The organism is Halobacillus litoralis (assembly GCF_020171725.1).
Classification (GTDB): Bacteria; Bacillota; Bacilli; order Bacillales; family Halobacillaceae; genus Halobacillus; species Halobacillus litoralis_F.
Window position 1 is genome coordinate 401,557 of record NZ_JAIVAJ010000006.1, and the last position, 18,518, is coordinate 420,074.

23 protein-coding genes and 2 riboswitches are annotated in these 18,518 nt (G+C 44.1%); of the genes, 18 read left to right on the forward strand and 5 right to left on the reverse strand.

Going from position 1 to position 18,518, the window contains the following annotated elements; translation table 11 throughout:
• Window positions 1-7 precede the first annotated feature (7 nt).
• The 5 genes from LCM20_RS14025 (at window position 8) to LCM20_RS14045 (ending at window position 3,087) form a co-directional block, all read left to right on the forward strand.
• Window positions 8-814, forward strand: coding sequence for a VLRF1 family aeRF1-type release factor (locus LCM20_RS14025; RefSeq protein WP_225196105.1), 807 nt, complete (start codon window positions 8-10; stop codon window positions 812-814).
• Between the two features lie 197 nt (window positions 815-1,011).
• The gene (locus tag LCM20_RS14030; RefSeq protein ID WP_225196106.1) at window positions 1,012-1,317 is read left to right on the forward strand and encodes an antibiotic biosynthesis monooxygenase family protein; all 306 of its coding nucleotides are present in this window, start codon (window positions 1,012-1,014) and stop codon (window positions 1,315-1,317) included.
• The gene (locus LCM20_RS14035; protein WP_225196107.1) at window positions 1,314-1,685 is read left to right on the forward strand and encodes a hypothetical protein; all 372 of its coding nucleotides are present in this window, start codon (window positions 1,314-1,316) and stop codon (window positions 1,683-1,685) included. Before LCM20_RS14030 ends, LCM20_RS14035 begins: the two co-directional genes overlap by 4 nt.
• Entirely contained in the window at window positions 1,686-2,342 is a 657-nt protein-coding gene (locus tag LCM20_RS14040) for a B12-binding domain-containing protein (protein ID WP_225196108.1), read from the forward strand.
• Entirely contained in the window at window positions 2,329-3,087 is a 759-nt protein-coding gene (locus LCM20_RS14045) for an STAS domain-containing protein (protein WP_225196109.1), read from the forward strand. Before LCM20_RS14040 ends, LCM20_RS14045 begins: the two co-directional genes overlap by 14 nt.
• Before the next feature lie 32 nt (window positions 3,088-3,119).
• Here the strand turns inward: LCM20_RS14045 and crcB (LCM20_RS14050) are convergent, their stop codons facing one another.
• The gene (gene crcB / locus LCM20_RS14050) at window positions 3,120-3,467 is read right to left on the reverse strand and encodes a fluoride efflux transporter CrcB (RefSeq protein WP_225196110.1); all 348 of its coding nucleotides are present in this window, start codon (window positions 3,465-3,467) and stop codon (window positions 3,120-3,122) included.
• The gene (crcB, locus tag LCM20_RS14055; RefSeq protein ID WP_225196111.1) at window positions 3,464-3,838 is read right to left on the reverse strand and encodes a fluoride efflux transporter CrcB; all 375 of its coding nucleotides are present in this window, start codon (window positions 3,836-3,838) and stop codon (window positions 3,464-3,466) included. Before crcB (LCM20_RS14055) ends, crcB (LCM20_RS14050) begins: the two co-directional genes overlap by 4 nt.
• Window positions 3,839-3,969: 131 nt before the next feature.
• On the opposite strand from crcB (LCM20_RS14055), the gene LCM20_RS14060 reads away from it, so the two are divergent.
• Both LCM20_RS14060 and copZ read left to right on the forward strand, forming a co-directional pair.
• Window positions 3,970-5,985, forward strand: coding sequence for a GGDEF domain-containing protein (locus tag LCM20_RS14060; protein ID WP_225196112.1), 2,016 nt, complete (start codon window positions 3,970-3,972; stop codon window positions 5,983-5,985).
• Between the two features lie 69 nt (window positions 5,986-6,054).
• Window positions 6,055-6,261: a copper chaperone CopZ gene (copZ, locus tag LCM20_RS14065; RefSeq protein WP_225196113.1), complete on the forward strand. Its 207-nt coding sequence runs from the start codon at window positions 6,055-6,057 to the stop codon at window positions 6,259-6,261.
• Window positions 6,262-6,330: 69 nt separating this feature from the next.
• Here copZ and LCM20_RS14070 read toward each other — a convergent pair whose 3' ends face one another.
• Entirely contained in the window at window positions 6,331-6,663 is a 333-nt protein-coding gene (locus tag LCM20_RS14070; protein ID WP_225196114.1) for a spore coat protein, read from the reverse strand.
• Window positions 6,664-6,677: 14 nt separating this feature from the next.
• Window positions 6,678-6,935, reverse strand: a complete 258-nt coding sequence (locus LCM20_RS14075; protein ID WP_225196115.1) for a hypothetical protein — start codon at window positions 6,933-6,935, stop codon at window positions 6,678-6,680.
• Between the two features lie 186 nt (window positions 6,936-7,121).
• Between LCM20_RS14075 and LCM20_RS14080 the strand changes: the two genes are divergently transcribed.
• The 9 genes from LCM20_RS14080 (at window position 7,122) to LCM20_RS14120 (ending at window position 15,839) form a co-directional block, all read left to right on the forward strand.
• A complete protein-coding gene (locus tag LCM20_RS14080; RefSeq protein ID WP_225196116.1) occupies window positions 7,122-8,039 on the forward strand; it encodes a proline dehydrogenase family protein in 918 nt (305 codons plus the stop codon).
• A gap of 193 nt (window positions 8,040-8,232) precedes the next feature.
• Window positions 8,233-10,632 carry a 3-hydroxyacyl-CoA dehydrogenase/enoyl-CoA hydratase family protein gene (locus tag LCM20_RS14085; RefSeq protein WP_225196117.1) on the forward strand — a complete coding sequence of 800 codons (2,400 nt, stop codon included), beginning with the start codon at window positions 8,233-8,235 and terminating at the stop codon, window positions 10,630-10,632.
• Window positions 10,633-10,649: 17 nt separating this feature from the next.
• Window positions 10,650-11,825 (forward strand): acetyl-CoA C-acetyltransferase, encoded by a 1,176-nt coding sequence (locus LCM20_RS14090; RefSeq protein WP_225196118.1) that lies wholly within the window; start codon window positions 10,650-10,652, stop codon window positions 11,823-11,825.
• Between the two features lie 15 nt (window positions 11,826-11,840).
• On the forward strand, window positions 11,841-13,622 hold the full coding sequence (locus LCM20_RS14095; RefSeq protein ID WP_225196119.1) for an acyl-CoA dehydrogenase family protein: 1,782 nt from the start codon (window positions 11,841-11,843) through the stop codon (window positions 13,620-13,622).
• 165 nt (window positions 13,623-13,787) lie between these two features.
• On the forward strand, window positions 13,788-14,147 hold the full coding sequence (locus LCM20_RS14100) for an arsenate reductase family protein (protein ID WP_225196120.1): 360 nt from the start codon (window positions 13,788-13,790) through the stop codon (window positions 14,145-14,147).
• An 81-nt stretch (window positions 14,148-14,228) separates the two neighbouring features.
• Window positions 14,229-14,612 (forward strand): glycine cleavage system protein GcvH, encoded by a 384-nt coding sequence (gene gcvH, locus LCM20_RS14105; protein WP_225196121.1) that lies wholly within the window; start codon window positions 14,229-14,231, stop codon window positions 14,610-14,612.
• Between the two features lie 135 nt (window positions 14,613-14,747).
• The gene (locus tag LCM20_RS14110; protein WP_225196122.1) at window positions 14,748-15,095 is read left to right on the forward strand and encodes a toprim domain-containing protein; all 348 of its coding nucleotides are present in this window, start codon (window positions 14,748-14,750) and stop codon (window positions 15,093-15,095) included.
• Window positions 15,096-15,105: 10 nt separating this feature from the next.
• Window positions 15,106-15,414 (forward strand): thioredoxin family protein, encoded by a 309-nt coding sequence (locus tag LCM20_RS14115; protein ID WP_225196123.1) that lies wholly within the window; start codon window positions 15,106-15,108, stop codon window positions 15,412-15,414.
• Between the two features lie 101 nt (window positions 15,415-15,515).
• A complete protein-coding gene (locus tag LCM20_RS14120; RefSeq protein WP_225196124.1) occupies window positions 15,516-15,839 on the forward strand; it encodes an SCP2 sterol-binding domain-containing protein in 324 nt (107 codons plus the stop codon).
• Here LCM20_RS14120 and LCM20_RS14125 read toward each other — a convergent pair.
• Window positions 15,832-16,248 (reverse strand): TlpA family protein disulfide reductase, encoded by a 417-nt coding sequence (locus LCM20_RS14125; RefSeq protein ID WP_225196125.1) that lies wholly within the window; start codon window positions 16,246-16,248, stop codon window positions 15,832-15,834. The genes LCM20_RS14120 and LCM20_RS14125 overlap by 8 nt on opposite strands.
• A gap of 84 nt (window positions 16,249-16,332) precedes the next feature.
• Window positions 16,333-16,437: riboswitch (SAM riboswitch) on the forward strand.
• Between the two features lie 177 nt (window positions 16,438-16,614).
• Window positions 16,615-16,729: riboswitch (SAM riboswitch) on the forward strand.
• A gap of 88 nt (window positions 16,730-16,817) precedes the next feature.
• Between LCM20_RS14125 and LCM20_RS14130 the strand changes: the two genes are divergently transcribed.
• Window positions 16,818-17,843, forward strand: a complete 1,026-nt coding sequence (locus LCM20_RS14130) for a methionine ABC transporter ATP-binding protein (RefSeq protein ID WP_225196126.1) — start codon at window positions 16,818-16,820, stop codon at window positions 17,841-17,843.
• A complete protein-coding gene (locus LCM20_RS14135; RefSeq protein WP_225196127.1) occupies window positions 17,836-18,504 on the forward strand; it encodes a methionine ABC transporter permease in 669 nt (222 codons plus the stop codon). The genes LCM20_RS14130 and LCM20_RS14135 overlap by 8 nt, the downstream gene beginning before the upstream one ends.
• Window positions 18,505-18,518 lie beyond the last annotated feature (14 nt).

The window sequence follows — 18,518 nt, forward strand, 5'->3', positions numbered from 1 at the left end:
CATTCAAATGGATATCAACAAAGAAATCAAGAAACTAGAACAAGTACATTTAGAGAAACCAGAGAAGGTATTTACAATGTATTTAAACACCGATCCCTCCGACCCAGACCAGCAGGGGGGCGAATGGAAAATTCATTTGAAGAACGGCTTGAATAATTTCGAGTCTTACCTGAAGGAAGAAGACGATTCGGATGAGAAGCGGAATTACTGGGCAGTAAAAGAAAAGGTCGAACAATTCATAGAAGAGAATGAACAGAACTTCGCCAAAAGCGTCGTCGTCATTGCGACTGCAGACGACACGATTTGGTTTGCAGAACGATTCCAAATGCCGGTCAAATCCGAGTTCTACTGGGAGGAGACTCCACAGCTTGATCAATTGAAAAAGATGCAGGAAGATTTCCCGAAAACGGGTATCGTGCTGACACAAAAAGAACAGGTGAAAGTCATAGATGCGGAACTCGGACAGCTGAAAGATACACAACTCTTTGAACTGGACTTGGATACGGACGATTGGCGCCAACATCAGGGTCCTCACCGCGCCCAAGCATCCATGGGTTCCGGCGGTGCAAAGAATTCGAAGCAGGATCAATTCCAAGAGCGCTTTGAAGCGAACCGTTATCGTTGGTATAAGAGCCTGGCGCCTAAGCTTGATAAGCTGGCAAAAGACTACGGCTGGCAACAGTTCTATCTCGTAGGGGATAAAGAAGAATTGAAAGACTTAAGCGATAATATGAACAAAGAACCTAAGGATATGGTAAATAAAAACCTGCTTGATCATGAAGAAATGCATATTATCGAAGAAGTGATTCAGTAAATGTAAGAGCGCCGGTTCAACCGGCGTTTTTTTTGTAGAAAAAGAATTAGGCCACTCTGCTTTGTATGATCGAAAAAATCTGCTATCTACTATTTTCATAAAGTAATAAACGGGTCATCCTAATAAATGCAAGCGGAATAAAGCTGTGATAAAATAGTATATACCTAAACTATTAAAACTCAGAATGGAGCATAGAAATGTTTGTCGTAGATTCCACCGTAGTTGTACCTGATCATAAAGCGGATGATTTAATACATATCTACCGGAACCGTTCTAAACTTGTCGATCAAGCAGAGGGCTTCCTATCCTTTCAGCTTCTTCAGAACGATCGAAAGCCCGGAGAACTTACTGTGCACATGGAGTGGGAATCCAAACAAGCTTATTTGAACTGGGCAAGAAGTGAACAGTTCAAGAAGATACATGAACTGGAGAAGCGTTACCCGGATGAAGAGCTACAGGGGATTGTTCCGAAAGTGAAGAAGTATGAGGTGGTCGCAACGTGAATAAGAAAGAAAAAGACCGCATCGTTCATAATGTAGCAGAAGAGATATATGAGAATTACCCTTTTCTTTGGGAGAAGTTCGGTCAGAATGGACGCGACCGTACCGAAGAGGATAATTATCACCACTTGGATCATTTGCAAGCTGCATATGAAATGAACAGTTCGGACTTCTTTATTGATTATACGAAGTGGTTGAATAACGTTCTGACATCAAGGAATGTCGGCACTCATTTGATCATCGATAATTTCGAACGGTTGATTGCACAATTTCAGAATTTTGGCCTGGAAGACGAAAATGAACAAAGAGTATACGTCGAATATTTGCAGACAGCAATTCAACACTTACATACTCTTTCAAGTAAGAGGTGAATGAAGTTGACCCAACACCACGAGACACTAGCCCACCTGTTTTTGGATGGAGATGAAGAAAAAGCCTTAGATTATATGAACGAGTTGTTACATGAGTATTCCCGTGCCTATTTATACGAATCTGTTATCACACAGTCAATGTATTATATTGGTCAACTTTGGGAGAGGAATGAAATCTCAGTTGCCGATGAGCACCTTGCCACGGCAGTTTGTGACTTCGTTCTTTCAACGCTTAAAGAAGAAAAGCCTATCAAAAGAACGAGACAGCAGAAAGCACTTCTGTTCGGCGTCGAAAAGGAACAGCATTATCTAGGTATCAAGATGGTCGCTGAGACATTTAAGGAGCAAGGATGGCGAGTGCGTTACCTCGGTCCCGACCTGCCTCTGGAACACTCATTGACTCAAATTGAAAAGTTCAAGCCGGATGTAATCGGACTTTCGGCTGCTTTATCGTATCGACTTCCTACAGTAAAAGAGTTGATCCGACGCTTCGAAAGGTTGGAGTGGAAGCCGTTTATTATGGTCGGTGGACGTATGGCTTCAAAATTTGACTTAAATGAATTCCAGTCAGACCGTGTGATGGTGGTCAAGGGACTCCCACACCTCCATCAGTGGTTCAAAGAAGGAAGGGACGGCGTCATCAATGAAACGAGTTGAACATACTTTTCCTCTCCCTTTCGTAACAATAAATAAAAACTATAAAATCCAGACTTATTCTAAAGAAGCGATTTCTTTAATAGGGGAACATGAGAACCTGTTGGAAATTATGGATGAAGCAAGTGTGATGAAGGTTAAGGATTGGGTCACACCTGAAATCCTGAAAGCTTCTGTCGAAGTACATCTCCAGGCCATGGACGATGAGGAAGACTTACTGACAGCGGATTTATACGTAAAGTGGAATAACGATATGTATGCTGAAATCATTCTTATGCTGAAAGATGAGAAGCTCACAAAAGTAACGAAGACCTTGAACCAGCTAAGGTCCAGGTTGAATGATACCAATTTCGAGCTTTTAGAGGAGAAAGAGAAGCTGGAAGAAGCGGTGGAGCAGAACAATCAGTTATCCGCTCCTTTCATCATCTTAAATGAAGAAACGGCGCTGATTCCCTTGTTCGGTGATGTATCTGAAGAGAAGATGTATTCCATCGAAACTCAGTTACTTCAGAAGTCCCAGGAAGGGGAAGTAGACACCCTTCTGTTTGATTTTACGGCGGTAGGAGATCTGCAGCGTTCGGGTGTATCCGTTCTGTTGGATGTGATGACGTCTTTATCTTATATGGGAGCGGAAATCACATTCATCGGTGTACAGCCAGCTCAGGCTAAGCAGCTGAAAGAAATGAGTCTGCCTCAGGAGATTAAGTTTATCGGTTCACTTAAAACAGCTATACAGAAGTTTTGTTAATGACTAAAACCTCCCCATCCTTCGGGGAGGTTTTAGTTTATCCAGATGATAGAAAGCCCAGCAAGTGTAGCGAGGATCGAGACGAGAAAATAGACCGTCCCTTTGAACCAGGCCCCTTTCTCAAACATCTGAAGGATTTCATAGCTGAAGGTGGAGTAAGTCGTGTATCCTCCGCAGAATCCGGTTGCTGACAAATACCAGAACCATTCCGGGATGGCAGTAGATTCATGGATTTGGATCAAGAAGCCGAGGAGCAATCCACCTGATAGGTTCGCAATAAGGGTACCGACAGGGAGAGAATAACGGTTGAATGCTTCGCTCAGCTTGAATCGTGCCACAGCCCCGATCATTCCACCTATAAAAATATATAAAACAGTCATGTGTACTTCCTCCCTGCTTTTACCCCCATCCAGCTCATCAACAGGCCAAACACAGCGGTCATAATGATATACATGAAGCCAAGACTGATCCGATCCTCAAGCAGCTTAAGGGACTCAGTCGAAAAAGCGGAAAAGGTTGTAAACGACCCGATGACTCCAGTTGTTAGGGCTTTTTGAAAAAGGGGGTCTACTTTCCTATGTTTAGGGAAAACAGAAGAAAGGAAGCTAAGTAGAAAGCATCCGATCATATTGACCGTGAGTGTTCCTATAGGAAGGCCGTATGTAGTTGGCAGAATGGTGGATACAGCGAACCTCAATGAGGATCCAATGCCACCTCCTACAGCAATATAAATCGGCAGTTGTTTATTCATGGCTTTACTCCTTCGTGATAAAAAAGTTGGATAGGCTCATGTCTTAGTAGTTCGAAAGGTCTTCGTGCTATACTTCCTCTAGACAATTTTCTACATAGTAAGCCCAAATTATTGGATTCGGAGTTGAGACTATGACTACTATAACAAAAAAACTGCTACTATTCTTAGTCTTAACTGCACTCAGTTATCTTTTGAATACGGTCAGTATCAGTATGTACTACGGCGTTCATTTTCTCTTGGGCTCTATCCCTTTAGTGATGATGCTGAAGAAGCTGGGGGTCTGGCCTGCTTTCATTGGAGCGATCATCGCTCAATCGTACACGCTGTTTCTGTGGAATCACCCCTATGCCCTTATTATTTTTTCATTGGAAATCTTGTTCATCGGCCTGTTCTTTAAGAAAAAAGTGGCCAATCTCATCTTAAGGGATGCGTTATATTGGCTGATTATCGGCGTGCCGCTTGTTTTTCTTTTCTACGGACAGGCCCTGCATTTCGGGCTGGATGGAACGATCATGGTCGCTTTAAAAGATACAATGAACGGACTAGTGAACGTTTGGGTGGCTGAGTTTTTACTCTTTATTTCATCTGTCATTTACCGCATGTGGAGAAAGGAAGTCTCGACGTTTTACAAAATGCGTGAAGTCGTTTCCTATATGAGCAGTGGTGTATTACTTGTTCTGAGCTTCACACTCGTCATGCAGATCGGCTACTACGAGCAGTCACAGGGTCGGTCCCAGTTATTCATTACGACCCAGGACAAGATCGATGAAGTCACGAGGTATTATGAATCATGGACAGACGACAAGCTGAATGAGCACCAGTTTTGGTTGAATCAACTTCAGTCATCGGCGCAAAGCAGGTCTGAACTTCAGTCTGAGGTGGATGACTTGAGGATAGATCCATCCACAGCACAAATCCGTATCAACTCTGAGACCAGCTTGGATCAACAGCAGATGTCGTACTCGTTTACAGACGAAGCTGTCTACTTTCTCGTTCGTGACCCTATCGTACTAGATGCAGGTCAATCCGTCGTTGTCGAGACAGCATTTCCTATGGACAGGGTTTCAGAGTATGTACTCAGTCCTCTTACAGATGAAGAGATGAATATTACAGTTTTGAGCTCTGAAGGATCGGTCATCCTATCCAATCTCCGTGGAGTACCGGAAGAAGCGATCCAAAGCCGAAACAGTTGGACTACGCTAGGGGCATTCGACGGAGGAGATGTGATTGTGGATGAGCCGAATTTACCTTCTATGCAGCAGTGGAAGCAATCGGTTTACACGATACAAAATGCGATTCCGAACAGTAATGCAACCCTGATTGTGGAGACTGGTTTTATGCCCTTCGTAGACTATCAATTAATGAATCTATCGTTGTTTATTATTCTTATCGTGGTCATCATTACGTTAATCATTGGGGAAATCCTGTCTGGAAGACTGATGAAGAGGTTTGAAACTTTGTCACGTACAACCAATGAGATTGTTGCAGCCCTGCCTCATATGAAAGAAAGGACGGAATTTCCGAGCAGTATGATCTATGAACTCGAGACGCTTTCGAATAACTTCCAAGTGATGATGAAAGAGTGGCAGGAGAAATACAAAACATCACAGGATGCGAATGAAGAACTTCAGGAAAAGAAGAAGCAGCTTGAAAAGTCACAACAGCAGATGGAGTACATGGCACATTACGATACACTGACGAACCTTCCTAACAGAAGGCAGTTTAATAAAGCGATGGATGAGTTGATTGCGAAAAAACGAAAGAAATTTGGATTGTTATTTATAGATGTCGATCGATTCAAGGATATTAATGACCAATACGGACACGAAATAGGAGACCAGGTCTTAATTAAAGTAGGTGAAAAGCTTCGCGAAGAATTGGTGTGCGGAGAAGCGTATCGCCTTAGTGGAGATGAGTTCACAGTCATTGCAGAGGACTTAGAAAACACAGATTTAGATCTGGTCTGCCGTCATGTCCTTGCCCTTTTTGATGAACCCATCGAATTAGAGGAAACGAACATACAAATTTGTTTAAGTATCGGGAAGGCCATTTTCCCTGACGAAGCTCAAAGTAAGAATGAACTGATCCGTATCGCCGACCATGCAATGTATGAATCTAAAAAAGCAGGAAGAAATCAAATGAGCTGACGGAGGTTATAAAACCCTGAATTTGTGGAATGGAAAAGAAAGGATTATTTGAAAGGGAGGATTTACATTATGCAATTGACGTTAGAAGTAAATGGGATGACTTGCGGTCATTGTGAAAAAGCGGTGAAAGGCGCCTTGGAGGAATTGGAAGGTGTCCATGGCGTAGAGGTTCACTTGGACAGTGGAAAAGTGGATGTCAGTTACGATGAAGCATTTGCTACGAAGGCCATGATGAAAGAGGCAGTCGAAGCGCAAGGGTACGATGCAGTCGGATAAAGTCAATGAAAGGTAAGATGCTCAGAGCCCGGTCAAAGGAACTCTGAGCATTTTTTCTATAAAAAGAACTTATTGAATGTTGTATGGGAGTTGGGATTTGTAGCCTGAGAACTGTTGATACGTCTGTTGGACTTTCTGCTGTTGTTCCTGTTCGACAGCATACCAGCCGTTCTGGAACATGAGATTATACAAATTACGTTGGCAGTCCTGTGTTTCCTTAAAGATTGTAGCTAAGTCCTGATACAGTGCTTGGTTGCTCGCTTCATTCAGAGCGATGCTGTAGGAGGACGTCATATACTTTTCCGTCGCCAATTGGTCATTGATGAAATCCCGCTCGTTCATCTGGGGTGTCTTCGGTACATTTGTCTCGGGGTTCTGAATTTTACTAGATGACTGATTCATTAGATAACCTCCTCTTAGTTGGGTTTCTGACCATTCAGGTGATTTAAGATTCTATCGTAGTGTCGTTGGTGCATCTGACCGGCTTCTTCAAGCGCTGCCTGAATCTGCGGATTCTGACAGTTTTGAGCAAAGAAATGGGCTTTCTTACAAGCGTTCAAATTCCAAGAAAGCATATCCGCAATGTAGAGCTGGTCCTTTGTGCTCACAATTTCAGGAACTTGTGCCATCGGCTGGGCTTGAGACATTTGTGATTGATTTGTCTGTTGTTGCATATGCTCCATCCTCCTTTTTGAAATCACTGTTTAGTATGACCGAGCCATGATTTCTTATGAGTGATGAAGCCTGACGAAACGATACCTATTTTGTAAGAAAAGTGATAAAATAGACTTATGTTAACGGTTACAAATGGTTCGCGTATGAATAATATAGAGAAACCTTGGTAGTGGGAGGATTACAGCATGGAGCAGTTGTTACGCAATTTCTTTTTGTTTCTATCCAAAAATCGATTCTTCACCAAATTGGCTAAAAGGTATGGTCTCCGTTTCGGTGCTGGCCGTTTCGTTGCAGGAGAAACCGTTCCCGCGGCTGTCGAAACAATCAAGGAGTTAAATGGACAGGGGATGTCCGTCACGATCGATCATCTGGGAGAATTCATCGATAGTGAAAAAGAGGCGAGAGAAGCGGCGGATGGTTGCATCGAAGCGATCAAAGCGATCGCAGAAAATGAGCTCGACTCCCAGTTATCATTGAAATTGACCTCTATGGGGCTCGATATTTCTGATGAACTTGTCATTGAGAATATGCGACGCATCCTGGATGTAGCCGAAGAGAAAGACGTGTTTGTCACCATCGACATGGAGGACCATGAACGATGTGGCAAAACACTTGATATCTTCAAAACGCTTCGGGCCGATTACGAACATATCGGTACGGTATTGCAATCCTATTTGTACCGTACGGTAGAGGATATCCAAGAGCTTGATCAATATAATCCCAACCTGCGACTTGTGAAGGGTGCCTACAAGGAATCACCAAAGGTTGCCTTCCCTGACAAAAAAGATGTCGATGAAAATTTGAAAAAAATGATAAAGATGCATCTGATGAATGGAAATTACACGGCTGTTGCCAGTCATGACGATGCCATTATTGAATATACGAAAGAACTCGTAAAAGACAAAGGGATATCCAAAGACCAATTTGAGTTTCAGATGCTTTACGGGATCCGAGTGGATCGGCAGAAAGAACTCGTGGAGGAAGGATATAAGATGCGGGTCTACGTTCCTTATGGAAACGATTGGTACGGCTATTTTATGCGTCGTCTGGCTGAAAGACCGGCCAATGTGGCTTTCGTACTTAAAGGCGTATTTGGGAAGTAAGTATGAAAGAATCGGAAGGCGCACCATTCCTCCTTTTGTGTGAGGGGGAATGGAATTCCTCTTCTTTACAAAAAAGGATTGCGAAATGTCTGAAAATATTTTATATTAGAAGTAGATAAGAAATCAGTACAGCTTATTTTTTTGGTCATAAAATGAATGAGCATTCATTCAAATGTGATAGGGGGACCCAATGATGAACCGAAAGATCAAGCGTGCCGCCGTTCTTGGCTCTGGTGTTATGGGAGCCGGAATTGCTGCTCACTTAGCGAACGTTGGAATTCCGACGCTTATGTTGGACATTGTGCCGAAAGAGCTCAATGAAAAAGAAAAAAGTAAAGGTTTGACACTTGAACATCCAGCCGTGCGAAATCGAGTAGCTGAAATGAACAAACAAGCCTTGAAGAAACAAAAACCTTCACCACTGACGAGTCAGGCGAATCTGGATCTCATACAGGTTGGAAACTTTTCAGATGATATGGAGAAGTTGTCTGAAGTGGATTGGGTCATCGAAGTAGTAGTCGAGAACCTGGAGATTAAGAAAAAAGTGTTCGCCCAAGTCGATCAGCACCGGAAAAAAGGATCGATTATCAGCTCGAACACGTCAGGTATTTCTATAGAAGCCATGTCGGCAGATTGCAGTGAAGATTTCAGAAGTCACTTCCTAGGAACGCACTTCTTCAACCCACCGAGATACTTAAAACTGCTGGAGGTCATTCCGACGGCTGATACAGATCCGGAAGTTCTTTCTTATATGAAGGCCTTCGGGGAAGACGTACTCGGAAAAGGTGTCGTAGAAGCCAAGGACACACCGAACTTCATCGCGAACAGAATCGGTACGTATGGACTTTTAGTCACTGTTCAGAAGATGTTGCAAGGTGGATACAGCATTGGTGAAGTCGATTCCGTTACGGGTCCTATGATCGGAAGACCGAAGAGTGCCACGTTCAGGACATTGGACGTAGTAGGTCTCGATACATTCATCCATGTCGCAAATAATGTCCATGAACAAGTGGCTGGAGAAGAGAAGAAAGTGTTCGAAATCCCGTCCTTCATGAGTGAGATGCTTGAGAAAGGCTGGATCGGTGCGAAGAGTGGTCAAGGATTTTTCCTTAAGAAAAAAGGAGAAAAAGGAAGCGAAATCCTGCAGCTGAATCCTGAAACACTCGAATATGAAGAGCGAGGAAAACTAAAAACCAAAGCTACTGAAATGGCGAAACAAGAAAAGGGTGCCAAGAGAAAACTAAAAGCGATCGTATCTGCTAAAGGCGATCGAGCTGGAGATCTCGTTTGGTCTGTCGTGAAGCCTGTCTTATTGTACTCTGGCGAACTGCTAGGCGAAATTGCCGATGACGTTCCATCCATTGATGAAGCGATGCGTTGGGGATTCGGCTGGGAGCTCGGGCCTTTCGAGATGTGGGATGCAATCGGTGTCAAAGCATCCGTTGAACGAATGAAAGAAGAAGGAGAGACTGTGCCTCAATGGGTGGAAGACTTCATTGAACAGGGAAATGAATCCTTTTATAAACGTGAGAATGGAAGCGTTTACTATTATCACAACGGAAGCTATCAGGAGCAGAAGTTCAATGTGAAAAATATCAACCTGAAGCGATTTAAAGAAACGAACGAAGTGATTAAGAAAAACGCCGGGGCAAGCCTGATAGACTTAGGAGATGGCGTAGCAGGACTTGAGTTCCATTCCCAGAGCAATGCCATCGGTCTTGATATCATCCAGATGATTAACTTTGCGGTCGATCACGTAGATGATCACTTTAAAGGGCTGGTCATCGGGAACCAAGGAAAGAACTTCTGTGTAGGCGCAAACCTTGGGATGATTTTAATGGAAGCGCAGGATTTCAATTTCTTCGAGATTGAAATGGTTGTGAAGAACTTCCAAGATGCGATGACGAAGATGAAATACTCGGATAAACCGGTCGTGACTGCACCATTCGGTATGACCTTAGGTGGAGGAGCGGAAGTTTGTCTTCCGGCTGACTCGATACAGGCATCACAAGAGACATACATGGGACTGGTGGAAGCAGGAGTCGGGCTCATTCCAGGTGGCGGTGGAAACAAAGAGCTTTACATGAAGCACCTCCGGAATATTCCACAAGGTGTCGATTTCGATCTACAGAAGGTAGCCAATGCTGTTTTCGAGAAAATTGCCATGGCAAAAGTATCGACATCAGGTGAAGAAGCGAGGGAGAATGGATTCCTTGATCAGATGGATCAAATCAGTGCCAACGGAGACCACCTCTTATATGATGCCAAACAGAAAGTCATCGGTCTTCATGATTCGGGGTATCAGGCTCCTAAACGGACAAAGGTTCCCGTGGTAGGAGAACAAGGCTATGCCACGATGATGCTCGGTGCGAAATCGCTTGCCCTAAGTGGCTATGCCAGTGAACATGATTTGAAAATCGCTGAAAAACTAGCTCATGTCCTGGCCGGGGGTAAAGTGAAAGAAGGAACCTTAGTAGATGAACAATACTTACTTGATCTAGAAAGAGAAGCCTTCCTCAGCCTGGTCGGGGAACCGAAATCCCAAGCTAGGATGCAGCACATGTTAATGAAAGGCAAACCGCTCCGTAACTAAGTAAAGGGGGAAGAATCGTGAAAGAAGCAGTGATTGTTTCAGGGGCAAGAACTCCTGTAGGCAGAGCGAAGAAAGGATCTCTGGCGAACAGTCGTCCGGATGACCTTGCAGCTCTGACCATAAAAGAAACGTTAAAACGCGCGAATCATTACGAAGGGTCCTTAGACGATGTCATTATCGGATGTGCCATGCCTGAAGCCGAACAAGGAATGAACATGGCGAGAAATATCGCGGGTCTAGCCGGTCTTCATCATAAAGTGCCGGCGATTACTATCAACCGCTACTGCTCTTCCGGTCTTCAAAGTGTGGCTTATGCCGCTGAGAAGATCATGCTTGGCCATAGTGACGCAGCCATTGCGGGTGGTGCAGAATCCATGAGTCTCATTCCTATGGGAGGGCACGTCATCAAGCCCAATATACGATTAGTTGAGAACGCCCCTGAATATTACATGTCCATGGGGCATACAGCGGAAGAAGTGGCGAACCGTTTCGGCATTTCAAGAGAAGAACAGGATGCGTTTGCAGCTGAAAGTCATACACGTGCAGCAAAAGCGATCCAGGATGGGAAATTTGTCGATGAGATTGTTCCAGTCGATGTCATGAACCGAACGGTCGGAGATGACAACAAAGTCAAGGAGTCGACCTTCACGTTTTCGATGGATGAAGGCGTGCGTCCAGGGACAACAACAGACGTCCTTTCTAAGTTGAAGCCTGCCTTTTCTACAAAAGGTTCAGTGACAGCGGGGAACTCCTCTCAAATGAGTGACGGTGCTGCGTCGGTCCTTTTAATGGATCGTGAGAAAGCTCAAGCAGAAGGGCTGCTGCCACTTGTGAAATTCAGGTCCTTTGCTGTTGCAGGGGTGGAGCCGGATATCATGGGCGTCGGTCCTGTAGAGGCTGTACCCAAAGCATTGAAGCTTGCTGGTCTTGAACTTTCTGATATCGGATTATTCGAATTGAATGAAGCCTTTGCGTCCCAATCGTTACAAGTCATTCGTAAGCTTGGACTGGACCCGGAGAAGGTGAATGTCAATGGAGGGGCCATTGCGTTAGGTCACCCATTAGGATGTACAGGAACGAAGCTGACGTTGAGTCTGATTCACGAAATGAAACGAAGAAATGAACAATTTGGTGTCGTTACGATGTGTATCGGCGGAGGAATGGGAGCAGCTGGCATTTTCGAGCTATTATAAGAGGAGGAACATATGATGAGTGAAGTAAAAGATATGATTAAGGGCGGCGGATTTATTGTTGAAGATTTAACGGCACAGGATGTCATCACACCCGAGGACTTCACAGATGAACATTTAATGATCGCCAAGACAGCTGAGGATTTCGTTCTGGGAGAAGTGGTTCCAAAGATTGAAAACCTGGAGAATCATGAATTTGAACACTCCGTTGCGCTGCTGAAACAAGCAGGGGAACTCGGGCTCCTTGGAGCAGATGTGCCGGAGGAGTATGGTGGGCTTCAACTAGATAAGATTTCGTCTTCCTTGATTACAGAAAAGTTCTCAAGAGCCGGCGGATTTTCCGTTACACACGGGGCCCACGTCGGGATTGGGTCCTTACCGATTGTGTTCTTCGGAAACGACGATCAGAAGAAAAAGTATTTACCACTTTTAGCAACAGGTGAGAAGCTGGCAGCCTACGCGCTGACTGAACCAGGTTCTGGATCGGATGCGCTGGGTGCCAAGACGACCGCTAAATTAAACGAGGCAGGCACTCACTACGTTCTAAACGGAGAAAAACAGTGGATCACAAACTCTGCATTTGCTGATGTGTTTGTCGTCTACGCTAAAATTGATGGAGATAAGTTCACAGCCTTCATCGTGGAGCGCGATTACCCGGGCGTTTCGACTGGACCAGAAGAGAAGAAGATGGGGATTAAGTCTTCTTCTACTCGTACGCTGATCTTGGAAGATGCGGAAGTTCCAGTGGAAAATGTACTTGGTGACATCGGAAAAGGCCACGTGATCGCCTTTAACATTTTGAACGTCGGTCGTTACAAGCTGGCGATCGGAGGAGTCGGTGGCGCGAAGAGAGCGATTGAGCTGTCTGTGAAATATGCGAAGGAACGTAAGCAATTCAAGACTCCAATCGCAAGCTTCCCTCTTATTCAGGAAAAGATCGCATCAGTCGCTGCGAATACGTACGCGAACGAAAGTGCTGTGTACCGTACGGTCGGACTGTTTGAACAGAGTATGGGCAAACTGTCGGACGAAGAGTTGAAAGACGGTGCTGCGGTTGCTAAAGTGATTGCAGAATATGCGATTGAATGTTCATTGAACAAAGTATTCGGAACAGAGCTTCTTGACTTTGCAGCGGATGAAGCGGTTCAAATTCATGGTGGATATGGGTTCATGGCTGAGTATGAAGTAGAGCGCATGTATCGTGATTCCCGTATTAACCGAATCTTTGAAGGAACGAACGAAATCAATAGAATGATTGTACCTGGCACCCTTCTGAAAAAAGCAATGAAAGGCGAACTGCCTCTATTGCAGAAAGCACAAGCCCTACAAGAGGAAATCATGACGATGATGCCGGAGGAACCTGGTATCGAAGCGCTTGAGCAGGAGAAGTATCTGCTTCAGAATGCGAAGAAGATCGGCCTTCTTGCGGCAGGTCTTGCAGCTCAGAAATTTGGAGAGAAGCTTGAAAACGAGCAGGAGATCCTCGTGAACATTGCAGATATGGTAGGTGAGATCTACAACATCGAGTCCGCTGTTCTACGTACAGAGAAGGCGATCGATGCAACAGGAGAAGAGAAGAATAAGCAGAAACTTCTTTACACACAAGTCTACGTGCAGGAGGCCTTTAACCGTATTGAAGCTCATGCAAAAGAAACCTTGATCGCAGCTGAATCTGGTGATTCACTCAGAATGATGCTTGGAGCGTTGAGAAAGCTGACACGTCACACGCCTACTAATGTCATTACGAAGAAACGGGAAATCGCTGCTGCTCTTATTGAAGCAGAAAAATACACCGTTTAATGTGGCAGAACCCTCTACCCTCGAAAAAAGGTAGGGGGTTTTTTCACCTTTCATGATTCGATCCATCCCTGTATCAAGGGAATCTACAGGAAAAGTTCAATTTCATGAATTTACCCCTTTTGATATGGTAAAATATAAAACAACATCGAAGAGAGGGGATGTCATATGCCTTTAACCTTCTACTGGTACCCGAATTGCGGTACGTGTAAAAAAGCGAAGAAGTGGTTGGACGCAGAGGGAGTGGATTATAAGACCGTACATATCGTCGAAGAAACACCTTCTGAACGTGACCTGGAGGACCTTGTCGGCAAGAGCGGTCTTTCTTCTCGGAAATTCTTTAATACAAGTGGTAAAAAGTATAGAGAATTGAATATGAAGGAGAAGCTCAAAGAAGCCTCCGAACAGGACATGATTCAATGGCTTGCTTCGGACGGAATGTTAATCAAGCGCCCTATCGTAACAGATGGCGAACAAGTCACCGTCGGCTTCAAGGAAGAACAGTTCCGAGAAGTATGGGGGCAATGATGATTGAATTGAAATAAAAGCTTTTCGCTTTTATGACGAAATGGTAATGTAAAGATAAAGTATTTATGTGGAGGGATTTTGATGAGTTTACCAAAAGATTTTCGTTATTCTGAAGAACATGAGTGGGTAAAAGAAGAGGACGGAAAAGTAAGAATCGGGATTACCGATTTTGCACAGTCTGAACTTGGAGATATCGTATTCGTTGAGCTTCCAGAAGTAGGAGAAGAGTTGGAAGTAGACGAGCCATTCGGTTCAGTAGAGTCTGTTAAAACCGTTTCTGAACTTTACGCACCAATCAGCGGGAAAGTAGTCGAAATTAATGAGGAGCTGGAAGACAGCCCTGAATTTGTAAACGAATCCCCCTACGAAAAAGCATGGATGGTTGTCGTTGAGCCAAGCGACTCTTCTCAATTGGACAACCTTATGAATGCTGAAAAATATGAAGAAATGATCGATGCAGATTAATCGTTATGAAACGGTGATCTTTTAACAGGCAGGGCTGCATAGGAATCCCCTTGTCTGACATGATCGGATTCATCATTAATCATGTTCAGACCATGTCACGAGACATGGTCTGTTTCTGTATAGAGGGTGGTAGGAATGGAAGTCGAACGAATTGTCATTGTTGAAGGAATAACGGATAAAAAGAAGCTGAAGAAAGTACTGGATGAAGATGTGGAAATCATCTGCACATATGGTACGCTTGGGATCGAGAGGATGGAAGAGATGATTTTAGATTACAACCTCGACCATCGCACGGTCTTTATTCTTGTAGATGAGGACGATTCCGGCTATAAATTGCGGAAGCAGCTGACTGTGGAATTGCCGCATGCCTCCCATATCTACATTGATAAAGCGTTTAGAGAGGTAGCTGCGACTCCTGAACCTGAGTTGGCACGAGCTCTCTTGAATCATCATTTCAGCGTCAAATCGATTTATCTCATCTAGGAGGATCAACTTGGAAGACCTCGAAGCACGAGCATCACTGATATTACAAGAAAAAGAAACAGCCCTGACTTTCATCCACAGTCCTTTCTGTGCGACGTGCCATCTTGCTGAAAAGATGTTGTCGGTTATTGAAGAAACGATGCAGAAGTCAGTATTTTATAAATGCAATGCCTCTCTTAACCCTGATTTAATGGACCACCTTCAAGTAGAAAGTGTTCCGTGCCTCTTAATTACAGAGAATGGAGACGTTGTAGAGAAGATTTATGCATTTCATTCCATTCCTCATATGTATGAGCGCGTATCAAAATATGTTGGATAAGCAGTTTATTTCCCGGGAAATGACGAGCGAATCTTACAAAAGCATAAAGGAATAGCTCCTCCTGAAAGCGAAGAACTTTCATATAAGGGAGGAGTCTTTTTATGGAACATGATTTCAAAAAGTGGGCTGCCGGTGTAAATAGAAGGAGAGATTTGTACCCGCTAATGAGAGGGGTGTCTTTCATGATTGATAACCCTGAAGATCCGAGTGCCTATGTTTTCACGTTTTCCAAAACAGGGGTTGAGGTGAGTGATGCAAGTGACCAAGAGATGACTGATGTCACACTGGAAGCACCCTCTCACCTTATAGAAAAGCTTTTTCGAGGCGAGGAAAAACTGACAACTTTACGCGCTGAGAACTCCACGTTAAAGGGGAGTCTTGCCCACTTATTACAGGTGGAAGCGTTGATTTATCTTTCTAAATAACCTTGCCAATCGCCTCTACGACATCCAGGAAAGGGGCTTTGTCCCCGAATGAAGCAACAATCTTCCCTTCCCGGTCGATGATGATCGTTGAGGGGACTCCGTCACAGTTATACAGGTCGTAAATGTCTCTCCCTCGATCGACTAGTGTCGGTTGTGTCAGAAATTGTTCGGCATATTTTACAGCTTCTTCTTCATTACGCTCACGACCTGTTACATTGATGGTGTACATTTCGATTTGCTCATGGTTCATCGTTTTATAGAGCTGCTCTTTTTTAGGAAGATCACGGCTCGAATCTGGACACCAGGAAGCCCAAAATGTGAGAATCGTTGCTTTTCCTTTCTGTTCACTCAATCGGAACGTATCATCTGAAAACATATAAGAAAGTTCAAAATCTGGTGCTTGGTTCATAGTTCTATGCTCCTTTGTCATAAAAAGATTGACGTCTTTTCCTTACCATGCTAACATAATCATTAATTTCATATCGATATCTTATACTTATCCAGAGAGGCGGAGGGACTGGCCCTGCGATGCCCGGCAACCGGTTTGTAGAACACGGTGCTAATTCCAGCAAAGCGTAGCAGCTTTGAAAGATGAGAGATGATGATTTGCGGAACTCTCTTCTTTTAAAGAAGGGATTTTTTTATGGAATTCTTGAAAAGAAGGAATATTCATATTGTTAGAATATTTTGTTGACAATCGATAAGAAGCGGTGCTACAATCTCCTTTGTAACACTTAAACGGATTAAAGTGATAATAACTTAATATACGAAAGTACTCTTATCCAGAGAGGCGGAGGGACTGGCCCTATGATGCCCGGCAACCGACGAACTGATCATTCGTTACGGTGCCAAATCCTACAAGGTGTAACCAACACTTTGAGAGATGAGAGAGCAGACAATGATGAAGTACGCTTTTCTGTTCTCTTGCAGAAAAGCGTTTTTTTATTGGGAGTCTTTGATAATGGAGGGAAAGACAGCATGATTTCGATTAAGAACTTATCGAAGGTTTTTCAGACGAAAGACCAGGAGGTTCGAGCGGTTGATGATTTAAGCTTGAACATTAAAAAAGGGGAAATTTACGGCGTCATCGGATACAGTGGTGCTGGTAAAAGTACGTTCATCCGTTTACTTAACCGGCTCGAGGATCCGACGGCGGGTGAGATTACCGTCGATGACCAAGATTTGACGGGAATGTCAAAAGGTCGCTTGCGGGTAGCGCGTCAACAAATCGGCATGATCTTTCAACACTTCAACCTGTTGTGGTCCCGCACGGTTTTTGACAACATCGCTTTCCCGTTAGAGATTGCAGGGGTATCGAAAAGTGACAGGAAGAAGAGAGTCGATGAACTGATTGACCTTGTCGGCCTATCAGGACGTGGGAATTCTTATCCGTCTCAACTCAGTGGTGGACAAAAGCAGAGAGTAGGTATTGCACGTGCACTGGCAAACAACCCGAAAGTGCTTCTGTGCGACGAGGCGACTTCAGCATTGGATCCTGAAACAACCGATTCCATCTTGGATCTTCTTGTGGATATCAATGAAAAGCTCGGTTTGACCATTGTTTTAATTACCCACGAAATGCACGTCATTCGTAAAATCTGTCACCAGGTTGCGGTCATGGAACAAGGGAAGGTCGTGGAACGAGGCGATGTACTGGATGTATTCCTACACCCGGAAAAACCGGTAACGAAGAGGTTTGTCGATCAGGTGATGGGAGATCCGGACCGGGAGCACTCGCTTCAATTGATTCATGAACAGTACCGTTCAGGCGAAATTCTTAAGCTTCACTTTGTGGGAGATACGGCTGGTCAGGCTTTGATCAGTGATGTGTCTAGAAATTACAAGGTGGATGTCAATATTCTGCACGGGAAGATCACTCAAACTCAAAAAGGAGCATACGGCACGATGTTTGTGCAGTTCCAAGGAGAGAAAGAAGAAATCGATCGAGCGATTTCCTATATTGAATCCACATCAGTCGAAGTGGAGGTGAACCCGGATGTTTGAACAATTGTTTCCTAATGTGAACATGGAAGATATCATTACAGCAACAAACGAAACGATGTATATGACTCTTATTTCAGTAGCAGGTACTTTCATTCTAGGTCTATTACTAGGACTTCTTTTATACCTTTCTGGTCCAGGGGGATTATGGGAGAATAAACCACTTAATTGGTTTACAGCATCACTCGTCAACGTATTCCGGGCGATTCCATTCATTATTTTAATCTTGCTATTATTCCCATTTACTGATTTCTTAATGAATACGATCCGCGGACCGAAAGCAGCCCTTCCCGCCCTGATCATCGGGGGAGCCCCGTTTTATGCGAGGTTAGTTGAGATTGCTCTGAAAGAAGTGGATAAGGGTGTGGTGGAAGCCGCTAAATCCATGGGTGCAAAATATTCCACCATCATCTTTAAGGTGTTACTACCTGAGTCGATGCCGGCGTTGATCTCCGGTATTACAGTAACTGCCATCGCGCTGATCGGTTACACAGCCGTAGCCGGCGTAATTGGGGCAGGTGGACTGGGAGACTTTGCTTACTTCTACGGATTCCAACGTAACGATTTTGACATTGTCGTCATTTGTACGATCTTGATTGTTCTGATTGTGTTTATTTTCCAATTCATTGGAGATTTCACTTCAAGAAAATTGGATAAAAGATAAAACTATTTTTTATT